Source organism: Shewanella sp. SG41-4 (assembly GCF_014164505.1).
Taxonomy (GTDB): Bacteria; Pseudomonadota; Gammaproteobacteria; order Enterobacterales; family Shewanellaceae; genus Shewanella.
This window is the reverse complement of the sequence record NZ_JACJFI010000005.1, coordinates 26473-51499: the sequence shown is the minus strand read 5'-3', so window position 1 is coordinate 51499 and position 25027 is coordinate 26473. Positions and strand designations below refer to the sequence as shown.

The window sequence follows — 25027 nt, the reverse complement described above, 5'->3', positions numbered from 1 at the left end:
AAATCCTTATTTATGAAGCCTGCATCGTCATTATCGTCTGCCGTTTTATTTGATCATCAAGCACTACGCGATCAATTCCCGGCGCTTAAACAGACTATTGGCGATCATCCTTTGTGCTACTTAGACACTGCAGCAACCAGCCAAAAGCCACAAGCGGTGATTGATGCGATGACTGAATATTACCAACTCAATAATGCCAATGTGCACCGTGCGGCGCATCAATTATCAGCAAGGGCAACTCAGCAATATGAAGCGGTTCGGCTACAAGTGGCTGAATTTATCCACGCCCAGCGTCAAGACGAAATCATTTTTACCCACGGCACCACAGAATCGATCAATATGGTGGCCTACGGACTGACTTCGCAAATTAAAGCGGATGATGTGATGTTAATTGATACTGCTGCTCACCATGCCAATATAGTTCCGTGGCAAGAACTGGCAAAGCGCACTGGCGCGGTGATAAAACCTATCCCACTGACAGCTGACGCGCAACTGGATATAGCCGCTTTTGATCAACTATTAATGCTGAAGCCTAAAGTGGTTGCACTATGCCATGTGTCAAATGCCTTAGGCACACTAAACCCAGTCAATGAGCTAGTAGTAAAAGCCAAAGCCGTTGGCGCGCTAACCTTGGTTGATGGCGCGCAAGCCATTGCCCATTTACCCGTTGATGTGCAACAAATTGATTGTGATTTTTATGTGTTTTCAGGCCATAAAATGTATGGACCAACGGGGGTGGGCATTTTATATGGTCGATATACAGAGCTCGATAAATTAACCCCAATGCTCACTGGCGGCGAGATGATCAAAACCGTGAGTTTTGAACAGACTGAGTTTGGTGCCCTGCCTAACCGCCTTGAAGCTGGCACGCCTGCTATCGCAGAAGTCATTGGCCTAGGGGCTGCCATTCGTTTTTTACAACAATTGCCTCGCGAGCAAATACTCGCACATGAACAACAATTGCTGCACTACTTACAGCAACAACTGCAACAGCTTGGCGCTATTGAGTTGTATGGTATTGCCGATAAAAGTCACTTTGATACATTCGACTCTGATAAAAGTGACTCTGATACATTCGACTCTGATAAAAGTCACTCCGTTGTTAGTCTGCGCCATAATATTGGTGCAGTGGCTTTTAATCTACAGGGTGAACACCACCAAGATGTAGGGATTTTACTCGACCAACAAGCTGTGGCCGTTCGCTGTGGCCATCATTGTGCTATGCCGCTAATGACCAGCCTTAATTTAAGCGGCTGTTGCCGTGCGTCTATTGGCATCTATACTAATAAGCAAGATGTTGATCAATTTATTCATGCACTTAATGCTGTAAAAGAGTTATTGTTATAGTGTTAAGGTACAGCACGCTGATCCAGATACATCTTTTATCTACAGCCGAGGTTAATTGAATTACCATGTTAAACCCAAGCACCACACCTTCACCGCAGTTATTTTCGCCTTTATCGGATGAATTAGTTGAAGCCGTTAACCTCATTGAGCAAGCCAATAACTGGCAAGAAAAATACCGTCAGATCATGTTATTAGGAAAATTATTACCGCCACTCGCAGCAGAATTTAAACAGGCGGATGCACAAGTTAAAGGCTGTGAAAGCCAAGCATGGCTGTACCATTACACGCTAAATGGCCAACATTTTTATCTGGCCGATAGTGACGCCCGTATTGTAAAAGGCTTAATTGGATTGTTATTGGTCGCTTGCCAAGGCAAAACCACCGTGCAAATACAACAATTTGATGTAAAACAGTATTTTGATTATCTCGGATTAAGCGGCCAATTAAGTCCATCTCGTACCAATGGTTTAACTGCGTTAGCGCAAGCCATCGTTGCCTATACACAAGATGTTGGCACCTGAAATACCTGCCAACACTAAGGAATAATAATGATCCAAAAAGTCTGTAACCAAACTCGCCGTCATATCTTAAAAGGCCTTGGAGCAGCCACATTATTAAGCCCTTTAAGCTCATTTCCGGCATGGGCCGCTAAACCACGTCGTTTATACATTGATGGTTTATCGTTTTTACCGACCGACATCAATGATGTTAAAGCCTCAAAACTCGACGCCTTTATCGCCGATGTCTCGGCGATTGAAACCATTGAACAAGCCGATGGCACTAAAAATTATAAACGTACTTATGAAGCCTGCATCAACAGTATCACCCAAGCGGCTAATTCAGTAAAAGCCAATCCAGATGTGTACCTACAAGGGCTTACAGGAACTGACATTAGTAAAGCTAAAACACAGCAACAAACCGCGGTGTTTTTTCAAATTCAAGGCGCTGATTGTGTTGAAAATGACGGTTTAAGTAATGAATGGCAACAACTAGATAATTTGCATCAACAGGGTTTACGGGTACTGCAGCTGACACACCATTATGGTAATCGTTATGCCGGTGGTGCATTAGATAATAATGGCTTAAATAGTTTAAATACTCCATTAACCGCCGCTGGGCGCGAGCTCATAACAGAGCTTAATCGGAAAAATATTCTTATCGATGTGAGTCACTCAAGTGCCCAAACGGCCCTTGATGCAATAAAAGCCAGCCAGTCTCCTGTAGTGCAAAGCCATGGTGCTGCGCGCGCTATTGTAAAAAATGCCCGTTGTTCACCCGATGAAGTTATTCGTGCCATTGGCGATAACGGCGGAGTATTTGGCGTGTTCATGATGAGTTTTTGGCTCACCAACAAGCCAATTCCAACGATAGAAGACTACATAAAGCAACTTGCTTATATTGCTAAAGTGGGCGGCTTTGATTGCGTAGCCATCGCCAATGATTTCCCACTGCGTGGTCAAGAAAACCTATTAGCATTAGATAACAATAATAGCGAAGGGATAAAAGAGTACCTTGAGTGGTGGCATAGCTTAGAAGACAAAAATGTATTAGGTTTTGACGTTGAACCCAAGCATGTAGTCATCCCAGAATTCAACAGTATCGACCGCATGAGCCGCATCGACGATGCCTTGAAAAAAGCCCGTTTCAAATCTACCGATCGCGATCGTTTTATGGGTGAAAACTGGCAAAGAGTGCTCAAACAAGTATTGGTGTAAATCTAATATTAAGTTACTTAAAAGCTGAACATTAAGCTCAGCTTTTAAGTGATTGATTTTAAAATTGATAACCACTACATCAAATTTAGATTACCATTTATATACAGCACTAAAGCAGATCATTCTGATATTTATAAAAAATACTATTTTCAACAATATTTTTTATCTCTGCATTTAACTCTTTATCTGTTGGTTTACGATTTAATGCATCTTGCTGGTCAAAATAGTTAAATAATTCAATCCGAGTGTTTGAAGCTCTCTTCTGGCAAAAACGCTCCGACTCTACCCAAATAGTTGGACTGCCTCGAGACGGAGAATCATACCAGTAACAATGAGTATAACCATTTATTCTGAGGTGTGAATCAAGCCAAAAACCATAAGCACTACAAGTCAAAACCCAAGCAACTAATCCAAATCCGGCTGCTTTAACAAGCCAAATTTGCGCTTGAATTGTCAGTTTATTCACTAATCTTAAGTACATTAAATAAGAAAAAACGATAAAAAATGGCACCAGCCAAAACGCACCAATAGCAAAGCTTCTATGCCCGATATAAATAGCCTTTTTACTAATCTTTTCTAAAACACTATATTCTTCTATAAACCCTAAAAAAGTGCCATAAACACCTAAAAAGCATAAGATAATAAAAAATATAGCTAAGGCTTTATGCCTTTTTTTATCACTATATTCATCGTGAATAATATCTGACTTCTCACTCATTTTTGGCTTCCATGAAAATAAGGGATCCCAAATAATTTATGTAAAAAACGCATAGGGTCATGATTATAATCATCGATTAAACGATTAGTATCTGCGCTCAACTTATCCTCATTATTAATAAGATTTTTTTCCGCTAATGACAATGATTGACTTATTTTATCTGACCAATACTCTGTATCTATAAATAAATTAGTCACCAAAACAAGAGCCACACCTACGATGACAATTACTAACATTGAACCAATAGTTAATGTAGCTGCTGTACCTGCGATACCTATCGCTGCCCAAGTAATCAATGAACTAGCAGAAACAATTGCAATATCAACAGCCATCCCGCCAACAAAATGATGCCAAGTTTTGGTATCATTCATCATTTGCTCTAAAGAGTAAAATGCACCAGAAATCAGTATGGTAAGAATACTACCCTTAGTAATAGTTTTTAAAGCACCCAATTTTCCAATACCTAATGAGACTATTTTAGGATTATTAGCCAAATAACGAGTACCGGTTAAATCTCTCCTTAAACGAGCATACCCTTGAAAAACAACGTAAGGTTGACCTGAATAGGTCACAGTCTTAAAAGCACTAAAGGCACTCCCACCTCGTTTCATCTCAATAGCCAGTGCACTCAGGGCGACTATATCTGTCATCAAGGGGATCAATCCACTGCCCGTTTTTATTTTAGCATTATGTTTATTCCAGTATTGCTTCCCAAGCAGTGATGACTGAGAAATAACTATACCTATATTCTCAACAGCATCAGTCCTAGTCATACCTTGTTTTTGTTTATGGCTAATATAAAGCTCGATAAACTCAGCCGAGTTCATTTGTACCAGTTGGTATTCATTTTCAGAAAGTGCTTTAGCAAGCTTTTTCTTTCTTTGATAATCATTGATCGCACGATTGGCATAAGCAGACATGTAATATCCTTATTTTAATTAACTCCTTTAGAACGATATTATATCTTAGATTAGGTAAAGTTTAATCTACCCCAAATAGCTAGTTAAACTAACCAATACACCTTATATAATGTGCTAATAATTGTCTCTAAATAAAAGTCTATCACTCAGTAACTTCATAACGGTTATAATTGCGATGACATAAAAATAAAAAAGGGCTGATGTTATATAACACATCAGCCCTTTTATTCTTCTCGATTTAGTTGTCGATTTGGTTATCAATTTAATTGTCGATTTAGTGCCGTTTAAATCCCTGCTCCAGCGATTTCTCTCGGTGGGTTAAGCACTTCAATCGCTTTTAAGTAGGCCAGTAAACCATGTACCTGAGTATCAAGATCGCCTTTGCTGGTATCAATAGTTAACTCTGCTGATTCTGGCACTTCGTAAGGTGATGAAATACCGGTAAAGTTAGTAATCTCTCCCTTGCGAGCTTTAGCGTACAAGCCTTTCGGGTCTCGCGATTCGCACACACTCAATGGTGTAGACACATGCACTTCAACAAACTGACCTTGTGGGAATAATGCCCGGACGCGATCACGTTCTTCACGTGTTGGCGAGATAAATGCCGACAGCACAACTAAGCCAGAATCAACCATCAACTTAGCCACTTCACCAACACGGCGTAAGTTTTCATCGCGATCTTCAAGGCTAAAGCCTAAGTCTTTACACAGACCATGACGAACATTATCACCATCAAGTAAATAGGTATGGAAACCATGCTCAAATAACGCCCGTTCTAATGCGCCTGCGAGGGTTGATTTACCCGAGCCAGATAATCCCGTAAACCATAATAATACCGGGTTTTGGCCTTTTTGGGCACCACGGGCAGCTTGGTCAATGGCATGTTGATGCCAAACAATATTACTCATCACTACTCCTATCGAATGGTTGTTACACCACACTAAAATTCTTTGTTAAAACGGGAAGAAATATGGGATCGAAAAAATAACCACTAATGAATATACGATGGATAACGGTAAACCTAAGCGCACAAAATCGCTTAACTTATAATTACCGGCATTAAATACCATGAGATTAGTTTGGTAGCCGTAAGGCGAAATAAAGCTCGCGCTTGCACCAAATACTACCGCCATAATAAACGGCCGAGGATCGACACCAAAACTCGTCGCGACCGCATAAGCTACCGGGAACGCAAGTGCTGCTGCGGCGTTGTTGGTTATCAACTCGGTGACAATTAACGTAATCAGGTAAATCCCAACAAAGGCGGCAAACACACCATAACCATTGAACACACTCAATAAGGTTTGTGCCATGACGTCTGCTAAGCCGGTTGCGACCATTAAGTTAGCTAAGCCTAAGGCACTGCCTACAATCACCACCAATTCTAACGGGAAGCGACGTTTAAGCTCACTTAAGGTTACCGCGCCAATTGCCACATAGCTGAGCAACAATAAAACTAAGCCTTTGGCTAACGGTAATACATCGAAAATACTGGCCAAAATGGTTAATGCAAACCCAACAAGCACCCAATTACCACGTTTTTCATCTAAACGGACACTTAAATCTAAGCCGCTGACAGCAGCAAAGTCACTGGTTAAATTAGGGCACTTAGAGAAACGATCACCTGGTGTAAGTAATAAGACATCACCGGGTTGTAGCACCACATCGCCGAGTCCGCCTTTTAACGGAATATGACCACGACGAATTGCCATTACAGCTGCATCAAAGACTTCACGAAAACGCGAATCTTTTAAGGTTGTGCCAACCAAACTTGATGATGGCGCTAATACCGCTTCAACCAAATTTTGGCCTTTAGCGTGTTGCTTACCAAACCACTCTAAACCATCAAACTGATGCAATAACTCAACCGACTCAACAGCGCCACTAAAACGCAAAACGTCATCGGCTTGTAGCACCATTTGTGGTGGCACAGGGCAAATACGTATACCGCTGCGTTCTAATTCGACTAAATAGAGTTTTTTAAGTGCGCGCAAACGGTTATCAATGACACTTTTGCCCACTAAAGTAGAGGTTTTGGCAACATGAGCTTCCAATAGATAAGGCAAAGCTTCATCTTCTGACTCTTCACGTCTATCGGGTAAAAAGTTGGCCATAATGGTCAACACAACTAGACCGCTTATTACGACTAGTGCGCCAACTTGTGAGAACTCAAAAAAACCCAGAGGTTCAAGGCCAGCATTTTCAACAAATGAGTTAACAATCAAATTGGTAGAAGTACCAATGAGCGTAAGCGTACCACCGAGGATTGCAGCATAGTTTAATGGCAGTAATAACTTAGAAGGAGCATGCGCTTGGTTACGGCGCACGACACCAATTAATGAGGCCACGACCGCAGTATTATTGGTAAACGACGACAATAACGCCGTCGATATACCTAACTTAGCCAAAGTAGAAAATAGCGAACCTTTCCCTATCACTTGGCTTAATTTGCCCAGTAAGGAGGTTTTCTCGAGTGCTGTGGCAGCCAACACCAACAACACTAACGTGATTAGCCCGTTATTAGTAAAACTGCCAAGCGCTACATTTAAGTCAACTAGCCCTAGGATGTAACAAAGTAATGAAGCGAAAAAAAACATGGCGGCCGGTGTTGCAAGCCCAGCAAGAAGCCCACCGACCAGTGCTAACAAGATAATCGCTAACAACCATATTTCGCTCATTATTTATTTTCCAAGCACGCTAATATCGCGAGCATTCCAATGCGGAAAATGCTTACGCACTAACGCATTAAACTCGACTTCAAATGCACTAAACTCAGTGTTGGTTTGCTTGTCGCCTTGATGTCCACTAACAACCATAGCCGCAGCAACAGTAGCATTAGATAATCGATCGATTAGAATTATTCCACCAGTATCACGTACTAAGCTATAGGCATCTAACACAATAGATTCAGTTAAATCTAACTTAACTCGGGCAATGGTATTCAAGCTTAATGAGCTTGCTGCACTGCGCTCTAGGGTGTTTACATCAGTAATATATTCAATTGCGCTCACGACAGCTTGGGTTTTCTTGCCTGCAACTTTCACATCATATAATTGACCAATCTGTAATGGTTTTTCATCCATCCACACCATATCTGCGACAATATGGTTAGCAATTTCTGGCGCAGTAGCAGGGTGAGCCAATAAATCACCACGTGAAATATCAATCTCATCTTCAAGGGTAATGGTAATAGCTTGGCCAGCTACAGCTTCTTGCAAATCACCGTCAAATGTAACAATGCGCTCAATTTTACTGCGTTTCCCTGATGGCAATGCTACCAATTCATCGCCCACTTTAATGATACCTGACGCTAGTGTGCCAGAGAAACCACGAAAATCTAAGTTAGGACGTAGTACGTATTGCACCGGGAAACGAACGGGAAGTTCGCTCAGTTCGCGTTGTGTGTCGATAGTTTCTAGTAACTCAAGTAATGTTCCACCTTGATACCAGTCACACTGCGTACTGCGGTTAACCACGTTGTCGCCATTTAACGCAGACAAAGGCACATAGTGAATATCTAAATCACCAAAGTCTTTAACAAATTCAGTAAAATCGGCTTGAATTTTGTCAAACACAGTTTGATCAAAACCGACTAAATCCATCTTATTCACGGCAACAACAAAGTGACGTAAACCTAATAATGATGCGATAAAGGCATGACGTTTAGTTTGGGTTTGAACACCGTAACGCGCATCAACCAAAATAACCGCTAAGTCACAGGTAGATGCGCCCGTTGCCATGTTACGAGTATATTGTTCATGACCGGGAGTATCAGCAATGATGAACTTACGTTTTTCACTGGAGAAATAACGATAAGCCACGTCGATAGTAATACCTTGCTCACGCTCAGCTTGTAAACCATCTACCAATAACGCTAGATCGATGGCTTCACCTGTAGTACCCATCTTAGCGCTGTCACTTTTTAGACTCGCTAACTGATCTTCATAGATTTGCGCACTGTCATGCAGTAAACGACCAATTAAGGTACTTTTGCCGTCATCGACACTGCCACAAGTTAAAAAACGCAGTAAGCCTTTGTTTTGTTGTAAGGCTAAATATTCTTTTACACCGTGCAGCTGGATTTCTGCTGCCATACGGTCTGTATTGTTTTTTGCTTGGTCCATAATCTTTCTCACTCAAATTAGTTCGCATGCTGGGTTGATAAAACAACCATGTTCAATTGTTTAGAAATAGCCTTGACGCTTTTTCTGCTCCATTGATGCACTTTGGTCAGAATCAATTAAGCGACCTTGACGTTCACTTGAACGAGTTAACAGCATCTCTTCAATAATTTTTTCTAAGGTGTCGGCTTCTGAAGGCATCGCTGCCGTTAGCGGATAACAACCTAAGGTTCTAAAACGAACCCGCTCAACCGATTCAACATCACCTTCTTCTAACGGCATACGGTCATCATCTTTCATGATGAGCTGACCACCTTTGTTTACTACGGTGCGTGGTGCAGCAAAATATAACGGCACAATTTCAATATTTTCTTGATAGATGTACTGCCAAATATCAAGCTCAGTCCAGTTAGATAAAGGGAACACTCGAATGCTCTCACCCTTGTTTACCGCACCATTATAAGTGCGCCATAACTCTGGACGTTGGTTTTTAGGGTCCCAGCGATGGTGTTTATCACGGAACGAATAGACTCGTTCTTTGGCACGAGACTTTTCTTCGTCACGTCGTGCGCCACCAAAAGCTGCATCAAAACCATATTTATTCAATGCTTGTTTTAACCCTTGGGTTTTCATTATGTCAGTGTGCTTGGCACTACCATGAGAAAATGGGCCAACACCTTGTTCAACGCCTTCCTGATTGGTATGAGTCAGTAATTCAAAACCAAACGCTTTGGCTTGCGCATCACGAAAGGCGATCATCTCTTTGAATTTCCAACCCGTATCCACATGCAATAAGGGAAATGGAATTTTACCCGGGTAAAAAGCTTTGCGCGCTAGATGCAGCATCACCGATGAATCTTTGCCTATCGAATACATCATGACAGGATTACCAAACTCAGCTGCTACTTCACGGATAATCTGGATGCTTTCGGCTTCCAGTTGTTGTAAATGGCTTAACGAACGGCCTGCCATGATGATTCTCCATTACCTAATATTGCTGCAGAGCAGCGGGTTAAATTATTCGACTACAGCGCTATCGCGGCTGTGTCTAAATCTGTTTTTTGTTGAGCCGTTTTTTGTTGCGCAGTGACGGGATCAAACCAATTTAAGCTGTCAGCTAATTCAACAACCTCACCAATAATCATCAGCGCAGGCATCTGCAAAGCAGGATCTGCGGCCAATTGAGCCAGCTCACCTAACTTACCAATAAACCGCTGTTGTGATGAGGTGGTCGCGTTCGACACTATGGCCACTGGCGTATCAGCACTGCGGCCTGCGTTGATTAAACCATCGCTAATAATATTGGCATTTAATATGCCCATATACACCACTAAAGTATTGTTGGAATTAGCATAACCCTGCCAATCCATAGGGCGACTCGCTAACTGGCAATGACCAGTGATAAAGGTGACACCTTGAGCATAATCACGATGCGTTAACGGGATACCTGCATAAGCGGAAGTGCCACTGGCTGCTGTAATGCCTGGTACCACTTCAAAAGCAATACCGGCAGCCACTAAAGTTTGTAGCTCTTCGCCGCCGCGGCCAAAAATAAACGGGTCGCCGCCTTTTAAACGCACAACATTTTTACGGGTATATGCTTTAGTCACTAATAGCTGATTAATTTCATCTTGAGCAGCGCTGTGTTTACCTGCGCGCTTACCCACTGCAATTTTTTCCGCGTTACTGGGGATCAAATCTAAAATGTCTTGGCTGACTAATGCGTCATATAACACCGCATCGGCTTGCTGAAGAATGCGATAGGCTTTTAGTGTTAGCAGCTCAACATCACCAGGACCTGCGCCTACTAACCACACTTTGCCTTTGGCTTGTTGCCCTGGCATAGAGACTAACTCCATCACATTTACCTCAAGATATTTGACCATGCTCAAATATAGCGTTTTCTATATTCCATATACAATAGTTAATAGTTAGTTTTTATAACTAAATAGCATATGAGGCGATTTGTTGATGTTTTACTCTATTTGACATGCTAATACGTATAGAATCAGCCGTTGAAATAAAAAGAATTGTTAACTTAATTCGACAAAGCGCTAGCAATTGATAACAATGAACATCGAAAAAATACTGATGCTAAAAAATACATTAAAATTAAACGAATAATTATGCTTACGGATAACGCGATGATAAAAATCACTAAATATTTTGGACTCTCGATACTATTGCTTGGCTATAGTTCGCTCGCCTTTGCTGAAGATTCTTTAGTTGATGAACGCGTGAAAAGAGAACTCGCTACATCTGAAAAACCGTTTGTGATCACGCCGCACAAGGCAAACTACTTGCTTCCGGTAACGTATCAAACACACACGAATTCGTTGCCATTTGAAATTAAATACCCAGATGAAGATTTCACCATTGATAATCTAGAAGCAAAGTTTCAAATCAGTTTTAAGTTTCCCATTATGTATAATGTTTTTGGTGATAATGGTCATTTATTTTTTGCCTACACCAATCAATCTTACTGGCAAGTCTACAACCGAGATGCATCATCACCGTTTCGTGAAACTAACCACGAACCAGAAGTGTTTATGTTATTTAATAATGATTGGAAAATTGGTGGTTTTACTAACTCATTTTTAGGTTTTGGTGCTGTGCATCAATCTAATGGCCAAACCAACCAATTGTCACGCAGCTGGAATCGAATATACGGTAGTGCGGTATTTGACAAAGGTCCTTTCGCATTAGGGCTTAAAGTCTGGTGGCGTATTCCTGAAGATGAAAAAGAAAGTGTGAATGCAGTAAAAGGTGATGATAATCCAGATATTAGTGATTACATGGGTAACTTTGAACTCACTGGTGTTTACGGTTTAGGTGAGCATCGTTTTACTATGCTGCTGCGCAACAACTTACGCGAAACCAATCGTGGTGCTGTTGAAATGACTTGGAGCTACCCGATTATTGGTACGTTACGTGTCTATACTCAATACTTTAATGGTTACGGTGAAAGCCTGATCGATTACAGCCATCACAATCAGCGTATTGGTATTGGTATCGCACTTAACGACTTACTCTAAAGTGTGGTTGTGCAATACTCATAAAAAAGGTGACCTATATGGTCACCTTTTTATATTTAATCACTTTTAAAATCAAAAGCTTTACGTATTACTGTTCATTTGCCTTGCTGTTAACTTTTGAACCAATAACAATGCCTTTGTCTGTAAAATCTACCGACATCTGTAAGCGCATATCGTAATCTTTTAACATCATCAATTCTTCTGGCATTGGTTCGCCACTCATTTCGACCATATCGACTAATGGAGCAAACATTTTCTGGTAATCAACAGACAAGTCAAAGAAACCATTAGACTCTAGTGATTGCTTATACATCAAATCGGCTAACTCAGTACCTCTGTCGCCAGTATAAACAACTAAATGACTCCCTTTGATGGCCAATTTAGCACTAACCCCAAATTCTGGTGGCAACATTAACATAGAGGTAATATCGACTGGATCGCCATTGTCTTTCAAGTTAACGTTTGCAAGCGGCGGATAAAACGGCTTCATCATATCAACTAACATCATCGGCTTTTCAGCTGACACGCTAATTAATGCATCTAGTTTTTCAAAACTAGGTTGGCCATTTTTTTCAGCTAACTTGTAATCAGCAAGTGTCACGCTGATGCCTTTAACACCATTAGCCATACCCGTCATCATGCCAAGCATCGCTGGGTTTAATTCGCTTAACTCTGACTGCATTTGAGCCAGTGCAGCACATTGGTATTGCGGTGTTTGTAAATCTTTCCACACTTCGTTCAATGCTGGTGCGAGTTGATTAACATCAACGCCGAGAGAGAATGATAAGATATTGTCATGACCACTACTGACAAATGAAGGCACAAAACCGCGTATTTTGTTCAATGCTGACAAAATCACTTGGTTGTTACTTTCAACCACGACAGCAGCATCAATGGTACTTTCTTCACGAGTAATAGAGTATGCATTTAACCCCATTACACTGCGTGGCCAGTTGGCCGCTATGGCATTTAATTCAGTTTGACACACTGGTGTTTTCATTTCTGCAAATGGATCTTCACCCTGAATTTCAATCATTTTGGTCATTTGCTTGGCCAGCATATTGCCGTCAGTCGACGTTAACCCTTTAACCAATTCAACATGGTTAATAAAGCTAATGCTGTCTTGCATAAAACCATGATTTTTGGCAATGTCTTGCAACATGGTGGTTTCGCTAATTGGGTGCTCAACTTTCTTTTCACCCAAGGCGGTTTCAAGTAATTCAGGTTGATTAAATGACGTATTCAATGTCACGGTTAACCAGCCATCTTTAACAGAAAAAACAATCTCAGCATGTTCTTTCTCATCGACATCGGTTAATGCATAACCACGATAATCAACAGAACCAGATTTGCCCATTGTATGAGTTAAGCCACTTTCCTGCTCAGCGCGATCTAATTCGGCCCAAAATGCTGCAGGATTACTGATCTCAATTTTTATTACCGGCAATGCGCCCAAGGTATAGAAATAACTCTTGATTGAATCAGGTAAACCGTATGTTGATAGCAAGGTTTCAGGTTCAGGCAACACTGTCATGTATTGCTTATATAAACTGACAAAAAAGCGCTCTTGAGCTGATGAGCTATCATCTAGCGACAGCATTTCATCCAAATTATAAGCTTGGTAATTACCTGCAATGCTATACAAATAATCTTTTAACGGAAATGGAACTAACTGCCCAGAAAACGCTAATGTATCAGCAGGAATATAGTCCAACATAGGAGCATTTTTAACGACTGACGTCCCTTGTTGTGACAGAAAGTATCCACCTGCACCAACAGCTAATACCACAGCAGCAATTGCCATCTTATTCATCTATAAACTCCAATTTATATTATTGTTAACTCTTCCTTGAAATGAGTTAGCGTTTAAACATTTATTATCTTTTTGGGATAAGCATTATCGATTTCACCGATAAACTGCGGATTAATTTAGCATTAAATGTTAATCAACGCATTAGATGTTGCCTTTTGGGGTGATATTTATGCAGAAAACGGCACCAATAAAAAACCAATAACATCAAAAAGACAGCTTATTATCCAACGAGCTTAGAGAGGGAATTTGATCAGCGTAGCGATGAGAAGCAAAAAGGATTAAGCAGAAAATAAATCAACCATTTGATTCCCGATAACTCGAACTACTGAGTTATCGGGAACAACCGAACAGATTGCTTATACGCTAACAAGTCAATCAATGTGCTCGAGGATACGAGCGAAGCTTTTGAAGGTACGTGGATTGCAAAAACAATCTCAAAACGTCAACAAAAACCGTCTACGGCAAATTTAAATCTAGACTAATATCGGCACTGATGCATAAAAATTTAAATAAAATTTTATTATTTTCTATTACACATAAAATCAGCAGATCAATTCAATGCACAGCTAATTATTTAGGAGAACAAACCAATCTCAACCTGCCCTTTTTAATTATAACGTTGCAATGTCTGACAACATGTTACCAAACAGGCTTGGTAATAATTTGGCAGCATGATATTACAAACCGATGAGATAAAAGCAGTTTATCTCATAATTCAAACTTATGAATGACAGCAATAAAACAAATTAATTAAAAAGAATAACGTCGAATTTAAGACAAAATAGAGGGTGATACGGTAAATAAATAAAACCTTAAAATGCACTCATCCGCAATAAATCGCGGATGAATGGAGTACGTTCTATAACACCACTTCACAACTAGATATCGAAGTGCAGACCACATTCTCGTTGTAAGCCATTAAAACGGGTTTCTTCTTCGGACATACCTAACTCAAGAGGTTTACTTGAGTGAGTATCGCCTACCGACACATAGCCTTGTTCCCATAATGGGTGATATGGCAAGTCATGTTCAGTTAAGTACATATGGACGTCTTTGTTGCTCCACTCAATGATGGGTAACAACTTAAAACGTTTGCCACTAATGGCTAAAATCGGCAATGCTTCACGGGTGCTAGACTGGCTACGACGCAAGCCTGCGAACCAGGTACCGACATTTAATTCAGCTAATGCACGTTGCATAGGCTCAACTTTATTGATGCGGTTATACTTTTCTAAGCCGTCAATCCCCTGCTCCCACAGCTTACCAAAACGGGCTTCTTGCCACGCTTGGGTTTGACCCGCTTGGTACACTTTAAGATTGAGGTTTAAGCGCTCAGTTAACTGATCAATAAATTGATAAGTCTCAGCAAACAAATAGCCAGTGTCGGTTAAAATCACCGGAATATCACTTTGCGCTTGAGTCACCATGTGCAACATCACCGCGCCTTGAATACCAAAGCTAGACGATAACGCATGATCGCCCGGTAAATACGCTAAGCCCCAAGCCACTCGTTGTTGCGCCGTTAAACCTGCTAAAAACAGGTTAATGTTTTCAAGCGCAGCTGTTTGCTCTGCTTTAGGCGCTAATAATAACGCCTGCAGTTGAGCCGGAGTCACAGAATGATCGACGGCCGCGCCAGTAGGCGCAGTCGTTACCACTTCATTAGGCATGAAAATCCTTAGCGGCGTCATTAACCGCCTTCACTACGCCAATGCGCACAGTGAAGTTACCAAAGGTTTCGCCCGCATCGCGCTCTGTGGCGTAGCGGCCAAACAAGGTATCCAATTCAGCTAAAATTTCAGCTTCTTGAATGTTTTCTTTATGCATTTTATTTAAACGCGTGCCTTCAAAGCTGGCGCCTAAATACAAATTGTAACGCCCAGGAGCTTTACCCACTAAACCAATTTCAGCCGCAAATGGACGGGCACAACCGTTTGGACAACCGGTCATACGCACCACAATTGATTGCTCGCTAATACCATGCTTAGCCTGTAGAGCATCAATGTGATCAATAAACTCAGGGAAGTAACGTTCAGCTTCTGCCATCGCTAATGGGCAAGTTGGCAATGCCACACAGGCAATTGAATGCCCGCGAGTACCACTTAGCACTTGGCCTAATAAACCATGTTTACGCGCTAACCCTTCAATTTCAGCTTTATCTTGTGCAGCGACACCGGCAATAATCATGTTCTGATTAGATGTCATGCGGAAATCGCCTTTATGGATTTTGGCTATTTCACGTAGACCGGTTTGCAAGGTTTGACCTGGCATGTCTTTAATACGGCCACTTTCAATAAACAGCGTTAAATGAAACTTATTGTCGATACCTTCAACCCAACCATAACGGTCGCCGCGATCGCCAATAATCACATCACGTTTGGGCTCAAATTTAACCCCGGCACGTTTCTCTACTTCTGCTTTAAATGCATCATAACCATGGTCAACAATGGTGTACTTTAAACGCGCACGTTTACGTACAACACGGTTACCCCAGTCACGTTGAACGGTCATTACCGCTTCTGCAAACTTGGTAACGTCGTCAGTTTTAATAAACCCAAAGTCGTCAGCTAAACGTGGGAAGGTTTCTACTTCACCGTGGGTAGACCCCATGCCGCCACCCGCAACCAAGTTAAAGCCAATTAACTCGCCGGCTTCTGCTACCGCAATAAAACCAAGGTCGTTGGTGTATACGTCGACATCATTATGTGGTGGAACTGCAACCGCCATTTTAAATTTACGTGGCAAATAGGTTTTACCGTAAACCGGTTCAACCGTTTCGGTGCCTAATAGCTTTTCTTCATCTAACCAAATCTCAGCGTAAGCGCGAGTGTGTGGTAATAGATGATCAGATAAATGCTTGGCAACCGAATACGCCTGAGCATGTAACTTAGATTCAACCGGGTTTGGGTTACACATCACGTTACGGTTTACGTCACCACAAGCGGCAATAGAATCGAGTGCGGCGCGATCAAGACCTTGGATCAAGGTTTTTAGATTACGCTTAGGAATGCCGTGGTACTGAAACGTTTGACGCGTGGTTAAACGAATGCTGTTTGAGGTGGTTAGCGTAGATGAAATTTTATCCACTTCTAACCACTGCGCTGGAGTACAAATACCACCAGGTACACGGGCACGTAGCATAAAGCTATGCAATGGCTCTAACTTTTGCTCTTTACGCTCGTTACGTAAATCGCGATCGTCTTGCTGATAAAAACCGTGGAATTTGATCAACTGTTGATCGCCATCACTAAACGATCCTGTCACTTGGGTATCTAAACCTTCCTGGATGTCGCCGCGTAAATAATCACTGTCGATTTTTAAGTATTCGTTTAACGCTAACTTTTGCTCACTCATGGCCTGGGCCTCTCTTAATTCTGTTCAATTCATTAGTGCGATTGGGTTGCTAGATTTGACTAGCAACCGAGGTCGAATTTAGTACACGTCTTTTTGGTAGCGTTTTTCGCTACGAAGTGTTTCAAAGTAAGCTTCTGCGTCATCAGCGCTTAAGCCACCTTGTTCAACCGCTATATTCACTAATGCTTGGTGTACATCTTTTGCCATGCGTTCTGCATCACCACAGATATACACATGCGCGCCATTTTGTAGCCACTGCCACAACGCTTCTGCTTGTTCGGCAATGCGATGCTGAACATACACTTTATGAGCTTGATCACGCGAGAAAGCCACATCTAAACGCGATAAATCGCCATTTTTAAGATACTGCTGCCACTCAACTTGGTATAAGAAATCTTGTTCAAAATGTGGGTTACCAAAGAATAACCAGCTGTCACCCGACACACCGTCAACGGCACGTTGCTGCATAAAGGCGCGGAATGGCGCAACACCAGTACCAGGACCCACCATAATTACCGGTGTTTCTGGGTTTTCTGGTAAGCGGAAATGGTTATTAGGCTCAACATATACATTAACCTGCTGGCCTTCTTCAGCTGAGGCTAAGAAATGCGATGCACCACCAAAACGAGCTTGGCCTTGACGCTCATCTTCAACCAATGCCACTGTTAAGTGTACTTCGGCTTCAACTTCGGCCTGGCTAGAGGCTATTGAATATAAGCGTGGAGTTAATGGACGTAACATATCAACTAACTGCACGGCGCTAACCTTGGCAGGATATATTGCAACTAAATCGGCTAACTGATGCTTAAGAATAAACTGTCTGGTTTGTTCTTTGTCTTCACTAATCACAGCTAGTTCAGCATTACCACTCAACTCAGCCCATGTTTTAACTAGGCCTGGGTATAACTGAGTTAATTCTTTCTTGTCAGTTAACGCAGCCTTTAATGATAATGACTGTTTCGATACGGTAACATTGTCGTCTGCAGCTAAACCGAGCGCGGCGATAACTTCATCGACAAGCACTTCGTTATTACTAAACCATACACCTAACGCATCACCGACTTGATAAGTTAATCCTGACTCGCCTAAATCAATTTCAACATGGCGGACATCACGATCAGAATCTCGACCGGTAATTTTTTGGCTGACGAGTACTTCTGCTGTATAGGGGTTTTGCTTAGTATATTCACTTTCACCAGCAATCGATGCAGTACCAATAGAGACCACACTTGCACTTGATGCTTGAATATACGGCTTAACAGCTTCTACAACGCTGTCCTGCCATTGTTGTGAAATATCTTCATAATCAACATCACATTCTACCAACGGCAATAAAGATGTTGCCCCTAGTGCACTTAAACGCGCATCAAAGTCTTTACCGGTTTGGCAGAAAAACTCATAACTTGAATCACCTAGCGCTAACACAGAATAATGAAGCTTATCTAATTTAGGTGCGCGCTTTGAGGATAAAAACTTGTGTAGTTCAATCGCATCGTCAGGCGCTTCGCCTTCACCATGAGTACTAACAACCAATAACAAAATGGTTTCTTGTTTTAGTTGACGGACATTGTATTCGCCCATAGAAGCTAAATTAACCGCGTAACCTTGCGCCTGCGCTTTAGCCGCTAGCTCTTTAGCTACGCCACGGCCATTGCCCGTTTGGCTACCGTATAAAATCGTAACTGTTGGTGCGGCACTTGTCTCTGCTGTCGTCTCGACACCGCCTTGACCTTGGTTAGCACTCGCAGCGAGATAACCACTGACCCATGCAAGTTGAACTGAAGATAATTCAGATGTGAGTTGCTTTAGCTTATCGACTTGTCCTTGAGACAATGGTGATGCTAAAGCTGAAAGTTCTTTTAACAACATAAGACGGCCTTATAACAGTGTAATGTGAACTAGCTTACTCCTAAGGACAAAAACCAAAAAAGAATAAAAGATGATTTTTTATTCCATTTAGGAATATGCAAAGATGTTTTTTTAAGCTACAAAAGTGTGGCGCAGTTAAAAGTTTTTAAATTACCTTAATTTAAAACCCTTTAATTAACCTAAAGGCACTTGTACCGAACACGCCTCATGTCGCAAGCTAGGAGCGCCAATTAACTGATGAATAATTATCAGGTTGATTGTTCTCTGAGTAAAACGACATGCAAATACAATGTAACTGTGTCAACGTAATGCCATTGGTTAAATAGTTTACCCGACTTCAATGGTCATATGCTGCTCTTTTTCTATCTTCAAAGTGCAGCATGTGAGGCAGAAATACTCAAACGGAATGGTCTATTGATGGGGAACAACAATAGACGGTCTTTTTATTAACCATCAGGAAACAGTCATGCAGATTGGAATACCGAGAGAAAGTATCAAAGGTGAAACTCGAGTCGCCGCGACTCCAGCCACTGTGGTACAACTAATAAAACTCGGCTTTAGTGTGGCAATTGAAGCACAGGCAGGTGTGAAGTCGAGCTTTGATAATGCTGCATTTGAAGCCGCTGGGGCAGATGTGGTCGACAATGTGTACGACGCTGACTTTATTTTTAAAGTGAATGCACCGTCCGATGACGAAATCGCCAAAATGAAACCAGGTACGACGTTGGTGAGTTTTATTTGGCCAGCCCAAAATCCTGAACTTGTTGAAAAACTGTCAAGTCACAATATTACTGTGATGGCGATGGACATGGTGCCACGCATCTCACGCGCCCAATCACTCGATGCCTTATCATCGATGGCCAACATTGGTGGTTATCGCGCGGTGATCGAAGCCGCCCACGAATTTGGTCGTTTCTTTACTGGGCAAATTACCGCCGCAGGTAAAGTGCCACCAGCTAAAGTGTTGGTTATTGGCGCTGGTGTAGCCGGGCTTGCCGCTATTGGCACCGCGGGCTCGCTAGGGGCCATAGTGCGCGCATTTGATACTCGCCTTGAAGTGGCTGAGCAAATTGAGTCAATGGGCGGTAGCTTCTTAAAGCTTGAATTTGAAAACACTGAAGGCGGCTCGTCTGACGGCTACGCTAAAACCATGTCAGAAGAGTTTATTGCCGCTGAAATGGCGCTCTTTGCTGAACAAGCCAAAGACGTCGATATCATCATTACCACCGCATTAATTCCTGGTCGCCCTGCGCCAAAGCTGATCACCAAAGACATGGTTGATACCATGAAACCTGGCTCAGTGATTGTCGATTTAGCGGCAGCAACAGGTGGTAACTGTGAATACACCGTCACTGGTGAACGTTTTATTACTGAAAACGGCGTAAAGGTGCTGGGTTATACCGACTTACCCGGTCGTTTACCGGCGCAATCGTCACAACTTTATGGCACTAACCTAGTCAACTTGATGAAGTTAATGTGTAAAGCCAAAGACGGTAATGCTGTGCTCGATTTTGACGATGTAGTGATGCGCAACATGACCGTGACTCGTGGCGGCGAAATAACTTTCCCACCTCCAGCCATTTCAGTGTCTGCGGCACCGCAAAAACCAGCAGCGAGTATCGAGCCTAAAGCGGCCAAAGTTGACAAAGCACCGTCAAAACTTAAATACATTTTAGGTGTGTTAGGGCTTGCTGGTTTTGCTGCAGTCGCTTCTGTTGCGCCCGCTGAGTTCTTATCGCATTTCACCGTGTTTATCCTATCGTGTGTGGTGGGTTATTACGTGGTGTGGAATGTGTCGCACTCATTGCATACGCCGTTAATGTCGGTCACTAATGCTATTTCAGGCATTATTGTGGTCGGGGCGTTATTGCAAATAGGCCAGGGTTCAGCATTAGTCACGGCGCTTGCGTTTGTTGCGGTGCTTATTGCCAGTATCAACATCTTTGGCGGATTTACCGTCACTCAGCGCATGCTGAAGATGTTCCGTAAAGATTAAGGAGTCATATCGTGTCTCAAGGACTGGTTACAGCATCTTATATCATTGCCGCGGTGTTTTTTATTCTCAGTTTAGCTGGGTTATCAAAACAAGAAACCGCTAAAAATGGTAATTTATTTGGCATTATTGGTATGGCGATTGCGCTTATTGCAACCATACTCAACCCTGCCACAAGCGGCGTAGAATGGATTATTCTCGCCATGGTCATTGGTGGATCAATTGGTATTCGCTTAGCATTAAAAGTCGAAATGACAGAAATGCCAGAGCTCGTCGCAATTTTGCACAGTTTTGTGGGTCTAGCAGCGGTATTAGTGGGCTTTAATAGCTTTATTGATATCCAACCACACGAAGTGTCTGAAATTGTTGTGGTATTAGGGCAAGACCTCAACACTACACTAGAAACCGCCAGAGCTGCGTTTGCCGAAGCAAGCAAAGCCCAACAAACCGAACACCTAACCGGTGCCATGCTTAACATTCACTTAGTGGAAGTATTTTTAGGCATCTTTATTGGTGCAGTCACCTTCACAGGTTCGATTGTGGCCTTTGCTAAGTTACGTGGTTTGGTTTCATCAAAAGCATTAATGCTACCTCATCGTCATAAATTAAATTTATTGGCCGTTGTGGTGTCGTTTATTCTCATGGTGATATTCGTTCAGGCTGGTGGTGCAGTGACGCCAATCATCTTGATGACCCTTATCGCGTTCGCGTTTGGTTGGCATTTAGTGGCTTCAATTGGCGGCGCTGATATGCCGGTTGTGGTATCCATGCTGAACTCATATTCGGGTTGGGCAGCAGCAGCAGCAGGTTTCATGTTATCTAATGACTTACTGATTGTTGTCGGTGCGCTTGTGGGCTCATCGGGTGCGATTCTGTCTTACATTATGTGTAAAGCAATGAACCGCTCGTTCATTTCTGTTATTGCCGGTGGTTTTGGTAATGATGCCATTGCAGCATCAGGCGATGACACAGTGGGTGAATACCGTGAAACAACCGCTGAAGATGTCGCTGATATGCTAAAAGCGTCAGACTCGGTCATTATCACTCCAGGTTATGGTATGGCGGTGGCTCAAGCACAATATCCGGTGGCTGAAATTACCAGAAAGCTACGTGATATGGGCATTAAAGTGCGCTTTGGTATTCACCCTGTTGCAGGACGCTTACCTGGCCACATGAACGTACTACTGGCCGAAGCTAAAGTGCCTTACGATATCGTGTTAGAAATGGACGAAATCAACGAAGACTTTAGCAGTACAGATACAGTGCTTGTCATTGGTGCTAACGATACGGTTAACCCGGCGGCGATGGAGGATCCAACGAGCCCTATTGCTGGCATGCCAGTATTAGAAGTATGGAAAGCCCAAAACGTGATTGGCTTTAAACGTTCAATGAACACCGGTTATGCCGGTGTACAAAATCCATTGTTCTTTAAAGACAATACCCAAATGTTGTTTGGTGATGCTAAGGACAGTGTAGAAGCAATCCTTAAAGCCTTATAAATCAACTTTGTGACGAACAAAACACCAGCAACTAATGCTGGTGTTTTTTCTTTAATAACCCGCTAAACTGAGCCTATTGGACTCAAAGGATTATCAGCTATCCATGACACAGCAAGATATCATTGCTCAGTTACAGCTTGAGCTGGAGCAACATAAGCACAAAATAAAGCGACTCGAGTACGAGAACAATCGGCTTACTCTGCTCAATAAACGAGTAAACGAGCAACTGAACGCTACGCTCGATGGCACTGGCTTATGTTTATGGGAGCAACATATTCCCAGCGGAAACCTAACTATTTTTAATCAACAGTGGGGTCATCTTCTTGGCTTTACCCGTGAAGAGTTACCCGCCCATATCAGCAGCTGGAAAAACAATCTTCACCCCGAAGACAAAGACTGGGTAATACAAGCCTTTGAAAGTCATGTAGCCGGTAACGCGGAAATTTATCAAGCAGTGCATCGTATGGTACATAAAGATGGCACTGTTGCATGGGTGTCTGACCGTGGACGTATTATTGAGTATGGTATTAACGGTGAACCGCTGCGAATTATGGGCACTCACATTGATGTCACCCAAGAAAAGCGTTACGAACAAGAATTAGCCAAACTCGCTCATCGCGATCCATTAACCAATTTACTCAATCGAAATGCACTCATTGCTGCCTTTGAACAGAGAAAAAACAGTCACGACACACATCATGGCGCGTTGTGTTTTATCGATTTAGACGGCTTTAAGATTATTAATGATCATTTAGGCCATCGGTATGGCGATATTCTATTGATCCATATTGCCAACGATATTGCTCAAATATGCGATCAACTCTTTAGCACCACAGACACAACCAAGCCCACACGCCATCATGTGGCACGTTTTGGTGGTGATGAGTTTGTCATTTTAGCTCATTGTAATGATGTCGAACGTTTAACAACCTTGGCTAAAACGTTACTGGCACACTATGAATATCCTATAGAATTGGAGGGTGAAAGCATTAAAGTAGGGCTCAGTATTGGCATCAGCTTATTTGATGAATTAGATGAGTTTACTAACGTTTGTGAGCAAGCCGATAAAGCCATGTACAGCATTAAAAAACACGGTAAACATAACTTCTTATTTTGGTAATAAGGTTAACAAGCTTAGATATATCCTCTGAACCCGCTGCACCACCTTAAAAAAAATAAAATTACCCCCTTAAACCCTAGTGCAAAACAGATTTCGCCAAAATCTTGTGACAAACAAACAGTCAATTACCAAGCGTTAAACCCAAATTGATTACCCTCGCCAGCATCACCACTTATCCATCTATCCATCTATCCACAATGCCTGATAAAACATGGATAAATCTACCGAATGTGTTTATCTCAAGTCTGCATTATCAATGCATGCGATGGGTTTGCTAACAAAGCATATTCACGGTTCTAAAACGGGTCTATTCTCTGTCGATAAAGCGTAAATAGCGCCAAGAAGGGCTGATTGAAATTCTTGTCGGCGATGTAAATGACACTGAAAAACGCATTTTAATAAAACAGAAAAATAATTAATATCACCCTATATCCAATTTCAGGATATGCTGACGGCTAAGTTGATTTTGTTATTCACAGCAAATCTCGATTAAATTCACTTAGTAATCTTGATATGCTGACATAATGCAAAAGCATGTTTGACTTATTTTATTGCCGATGACACTAGTGGAATAGAAATAAACACACTAAAGAAGCCTTGTAGTTAAGCTCAATATAGGGTTTTTATAGTCATCGGGTGAGTTTATCTGCCATCATGCAGTAAACTCTCGCTCATTAATCGATTTTATCACTAACCTAGTCTCGCATTCGCCAAAATTGTTATAGAATTATCATTAACAATCACGCTCTGTGATATGACTTACTACTGACTAATAAGAATTATTCTTTATGTTTTTATCACCTTATTTTACTAAGCAAGATCAAAGCGTGTTTATTTCGGCTAAACAAGCTAGTGAATTCGCAAAAAAAATTGCTGGAGATTTCAACCCTATACATGATGTGGGCGCTAAACGCTTTTGTGTTCCGGGTGATTTATTATTTGCATTAGTGCTGACCCAATATGGTCTGAGCCAAAATATGCAGTTTAAGTTTGCTGGCATGGTCGGTGACAACGTTGAGCTTCACGTCGATAAAAATGTGGCTAATAAGTTCAGCATTAGCGACACCAAAGGCAAAGAATATCTGCATATTGAACGTCAGGGTGAGGTATGCAAGTGTGATATACAAACAGCGGCATTTATTGAAAGTTATGTCGCTTTTTCAGGATTGAACTTTATCCACGTACTTGTGCCTATGATGAAGCAATATAAGGTCATGATTAACCCTGATCGTCCATTAGTGATTTATGAAAGCATGTCATTTCATTTAGATCATTTTGATTTCAGCACCATCAGTTTGCACCTTATCAAACAAGATTTAGCGATTCATGGCAAGCGTGGCGATGTCACGCTCACCTTTGAACTACAAAGCGAAGGAAAAGTGATTGGTAGCGGAGTCAAAACATTAGTATTAAGCGGTTTACGTGAATTTGATGAAGAACAAGCGCAACAAATGTGCGACAGATATGAAAGTAGAAAACTGGTGTAAACCAACACACGTTAGCAATGCTTAATCTTTCACTAA

Annotated in this window: 19 protein-coding genes; 8 read left to right on the top strand and 11 right to left on the bottom strand. The window is 41.9% G+C overall.

Annotated features, from left to right (window positions below; genetic code table 11):
* Positions 1-12: 12 nt before the first annotated feature.
* The 3 genes from H5202_RS01410 to H5202_RS01400 all read left to right on the top strand — a co-directional run bounded on the left by H5202_RS01410 (position 13) and on the right by H5202_RS01400 (position 3062).
* The gene (locus H5202_RS01410) at positions 13-1347 is read left to right on the top strand and encodes an aminotransferase class V-fold PLP-dependent enzyme (protein ID WP_182770293.1); all 1335 of its coding nucleotides are present in this window, start codon (positions 13-15) and stop codon (positions 1345-1347) included.
* A gap of 65 nt (positions 1348-1412) precedes the next feature.
* Entirely contained in the window at positions 1413-1868 is a 456-nt protein-coding gene (locus H5202_RS01405; RefSeq protein WP_182770291.1) for a SufE family protein, read from the top strand.
* A gap of 27 nt (positions 1869-1895) precedes the next feature.
* Positions 1896-3062 (top strand): membrane dipeptidase, encoded by a 1167-nt coding sequence (locus tag H5202_RS01400; protein WP_182770289.1) that lies wholly within the window; start codon positions 1896-1898, stop codon positions 3060-3062.
* Between the two features lie 109 nt (positions 3063-3171).
* On the opposite strand, the gene H5202_RS01395 is transcribed toward H5202_RS01400, so the two are convergent.
* From H5202_RS01395 to cobA, 7 genes are all read right to left on the bottom strand, one after another.
* The gene (locus H5202_RS01395; RefSeq protein WP_182770288.1) at positions 3172-3780 is read right to left on the bottom strand and encodes a hypothetical protein; all 609 of its coding nucleotides are present in this window, start codon (positions 3778-3780) and stop codon (positions 3172-3174) included.
* Positions 3777-4700, bottom strand: coding sequence for a hypothetical protein (locus tag H5202_RS01390; RefSeq protein WP_182770286.1), 924 nt, complete (start codon positions 4698-4700; stop codon positions 3777-3779). The genes H5202_RS01395 and H5202_RS01390 overlap by 4 nt, the downstream gene beginning before the upstream one ends.
* 284 nt (positions 4701-4984) lie before the next feature.
* Positions 4985-5608, bottom strand: a complete 624-nt coding sequence (cysC, locus tag H5202_RS01385) for an adenylyl-sulfate kinase (protein ID WP_182770284.1) — start codon at positions 5606-5608, stop codon at positions 4985-4987.
* A 45-nt stretch (positions 5609-5653) separates the two neighbouring features.
* The gene (locus H5202_RS01380; protein ID WP_182770282.1) at positions 5654-7378 is read right to left on the bottom strand and encodes an SLC13 family permease; all 1725 of its coding nucleotides are present in this window, start codon (positions 7376-7378) and stop codon (positions 5654-5656) included.
* Positions 7379-7381: 3 nt separating this feature from the next.
* Positions 7382-8824, bottom strand: coding sequence for a sulfate adenylyltransferase subunit CysN (gene cysN, locus H5202_RS01375; RefSeq protein WP_182770280.1), 1443 nt, complete (start codon positions 8822-8824; stop codon positions 7382-7384).
* Between the two features lie 60 nt (positions 8825-8884).
* Positions 8885-9793: a sulfate adenylyltransferase subunit CysD gene (gene cysD, locus H5202_RS01370; protein WP_182770278.1), complete on the bottom strand. Its 909-nt coding sequence runs from the start codon at positions 9791-9793 to the stop codon at positions 8885-8887.
* A 53-nt stretch (positions 9794-9846) separates the two neighbouring features.
* Positions 9847-10680: a uroporphyrinogen-III C-methyltransferase gene (cobA, locus tag H5202_RS01365; RefSeq protein WP_182770276.1), complete on the bottom strand. Its 834-nt coding sequence runs from the start codon at positions 10678-10680 to the stop codon at positions 9847-9849.
* Positions 10681-10947: 267 nt separating this feature from the next.
* Here cobA and H5202_RS01360 point away from each other — a divergent pair, with 267 nt between their 5' ends.
* Positions 10948-11856 carry a phospholipase A gene (locus H5202_RS01360; protein ID WP_182770274.1) on the top strand — a complete coding sequence of 303 codons (909 nt, stop codon included), beginning with the start codon at positions 10948-10950 and terminating at the stop codon, positions 11854-11856.
* A gap of 88 nt (positions 11857-11944) precedes the next feature.
* Here H5202_RS01360 and H5202_RS01355 read toward each other — a convergent pair whose 3' ends face one another.
* The 4 genes from H5202_RS01355 to H5202_RS01340 form a co-directional block, all read right to left on the bottom strand.
* Entirely contained in the window at positions 11945-13669 is a 1725-nt protein-coding gene (locus H5202_RS01355) for a hypothetical protein (RefSeq protein ID WP_182770272.1), read from the bottom strand.
* Between the two features lie 878 nt (positions 13670-14547).
* Entirely contained in the window at positions 14548-15339 is a 792-nt protein-coding gene (locus H5202_RS01350) for a phosphoadenylyl-sulfate reductase (RefSeq protein ID WP_011638630.1), read from the bottom strand.
* A complete protein-coding gene (cysI, locus tag H5202_RS01345) occupies positions 15332-17023 on the bottom strand; it encodes an assimilatory sulfite reductase (NADPH) hemoprotein subunit (protein WP_102035895.1) in 1692 nt (563 codons plus the stop codon). The genes H5202_RS01350 and cysI overlap by 8 nt, the downstream gene beginning before the upstream one ends.
* 78 nt (positions 17024-17101) lie before the next feature.
* The gene (locus H5202_RS01340; RefSeq protein WP_182770270.1) at positions 17102-18892 is read right to left on the bottom strand and encodes an assimilatory sulfite reductase (NADPH) flavoprotein subunit; all 1791 of its coding nucleotides are present in this window, start codon (positions 18890-18892) and stop codon (positions 17102-17104) included.
* A 466-nt stretch (positions 18893-19358) separates the two neighbouring features.
* Between H5202_RS01340 and H5202_RS01335 the strand changes: the two genes are divergently transcribed.
* The 4 genes from H5202_RS01335 (at position 19359) to H5202_RS01320 (ending at position 24991) form a co-directional block, all read left to right on the top strand.
* Complete coding sequence (locus H5202_RS01335; RefSeq protein ID WP_182770269.1) at positions 19359-20888, top strand: Re/Si-specific NAD(P)(+) transhydrogenase subunit alpha; 1530 nt, start codon at positions 19359-19361, stop codon at positions 20886-20888.
* An 11-nt stretch (positions 20889-20899) separates the two neighbouring features.
* On the top strand, positions 20900-22384 hold the full coding sequence (gene pntB / locus H5202_RS01330; RefSeq protein ID WP_182770268.1) for a Re/Si-specific NAD(P)(+) transhydrogenase subunit beta: 1485 nt from the start codon (positions 20900-20902) through the stop codon (positions 22382-22384).
* 103 nt (positions 22385-22487) lie between these two features.
* Entirely contained in the window at positions 22488-23504 is a 1017-nt protein-coding gene (locus tag H5202_RS01325; protein ID WP_182770267.1) for a diguanylate cyclase domain-containing protein, read from the top strand.
* Positions 23505-24292: 788 nt separating this feature from the next.
* Positions 24293-24991, top strand: coding sequence for a DUF3581 domain-containing protein (locus tag H5202_RS01320; protein ID WP_182770260.1), 699 nt, complete (start codon positions 24293-24295; stop codon positions 24989-24991).
* The last annotated feature ends 36 nt before the right edge of the window (positions 24992-25027 follow it).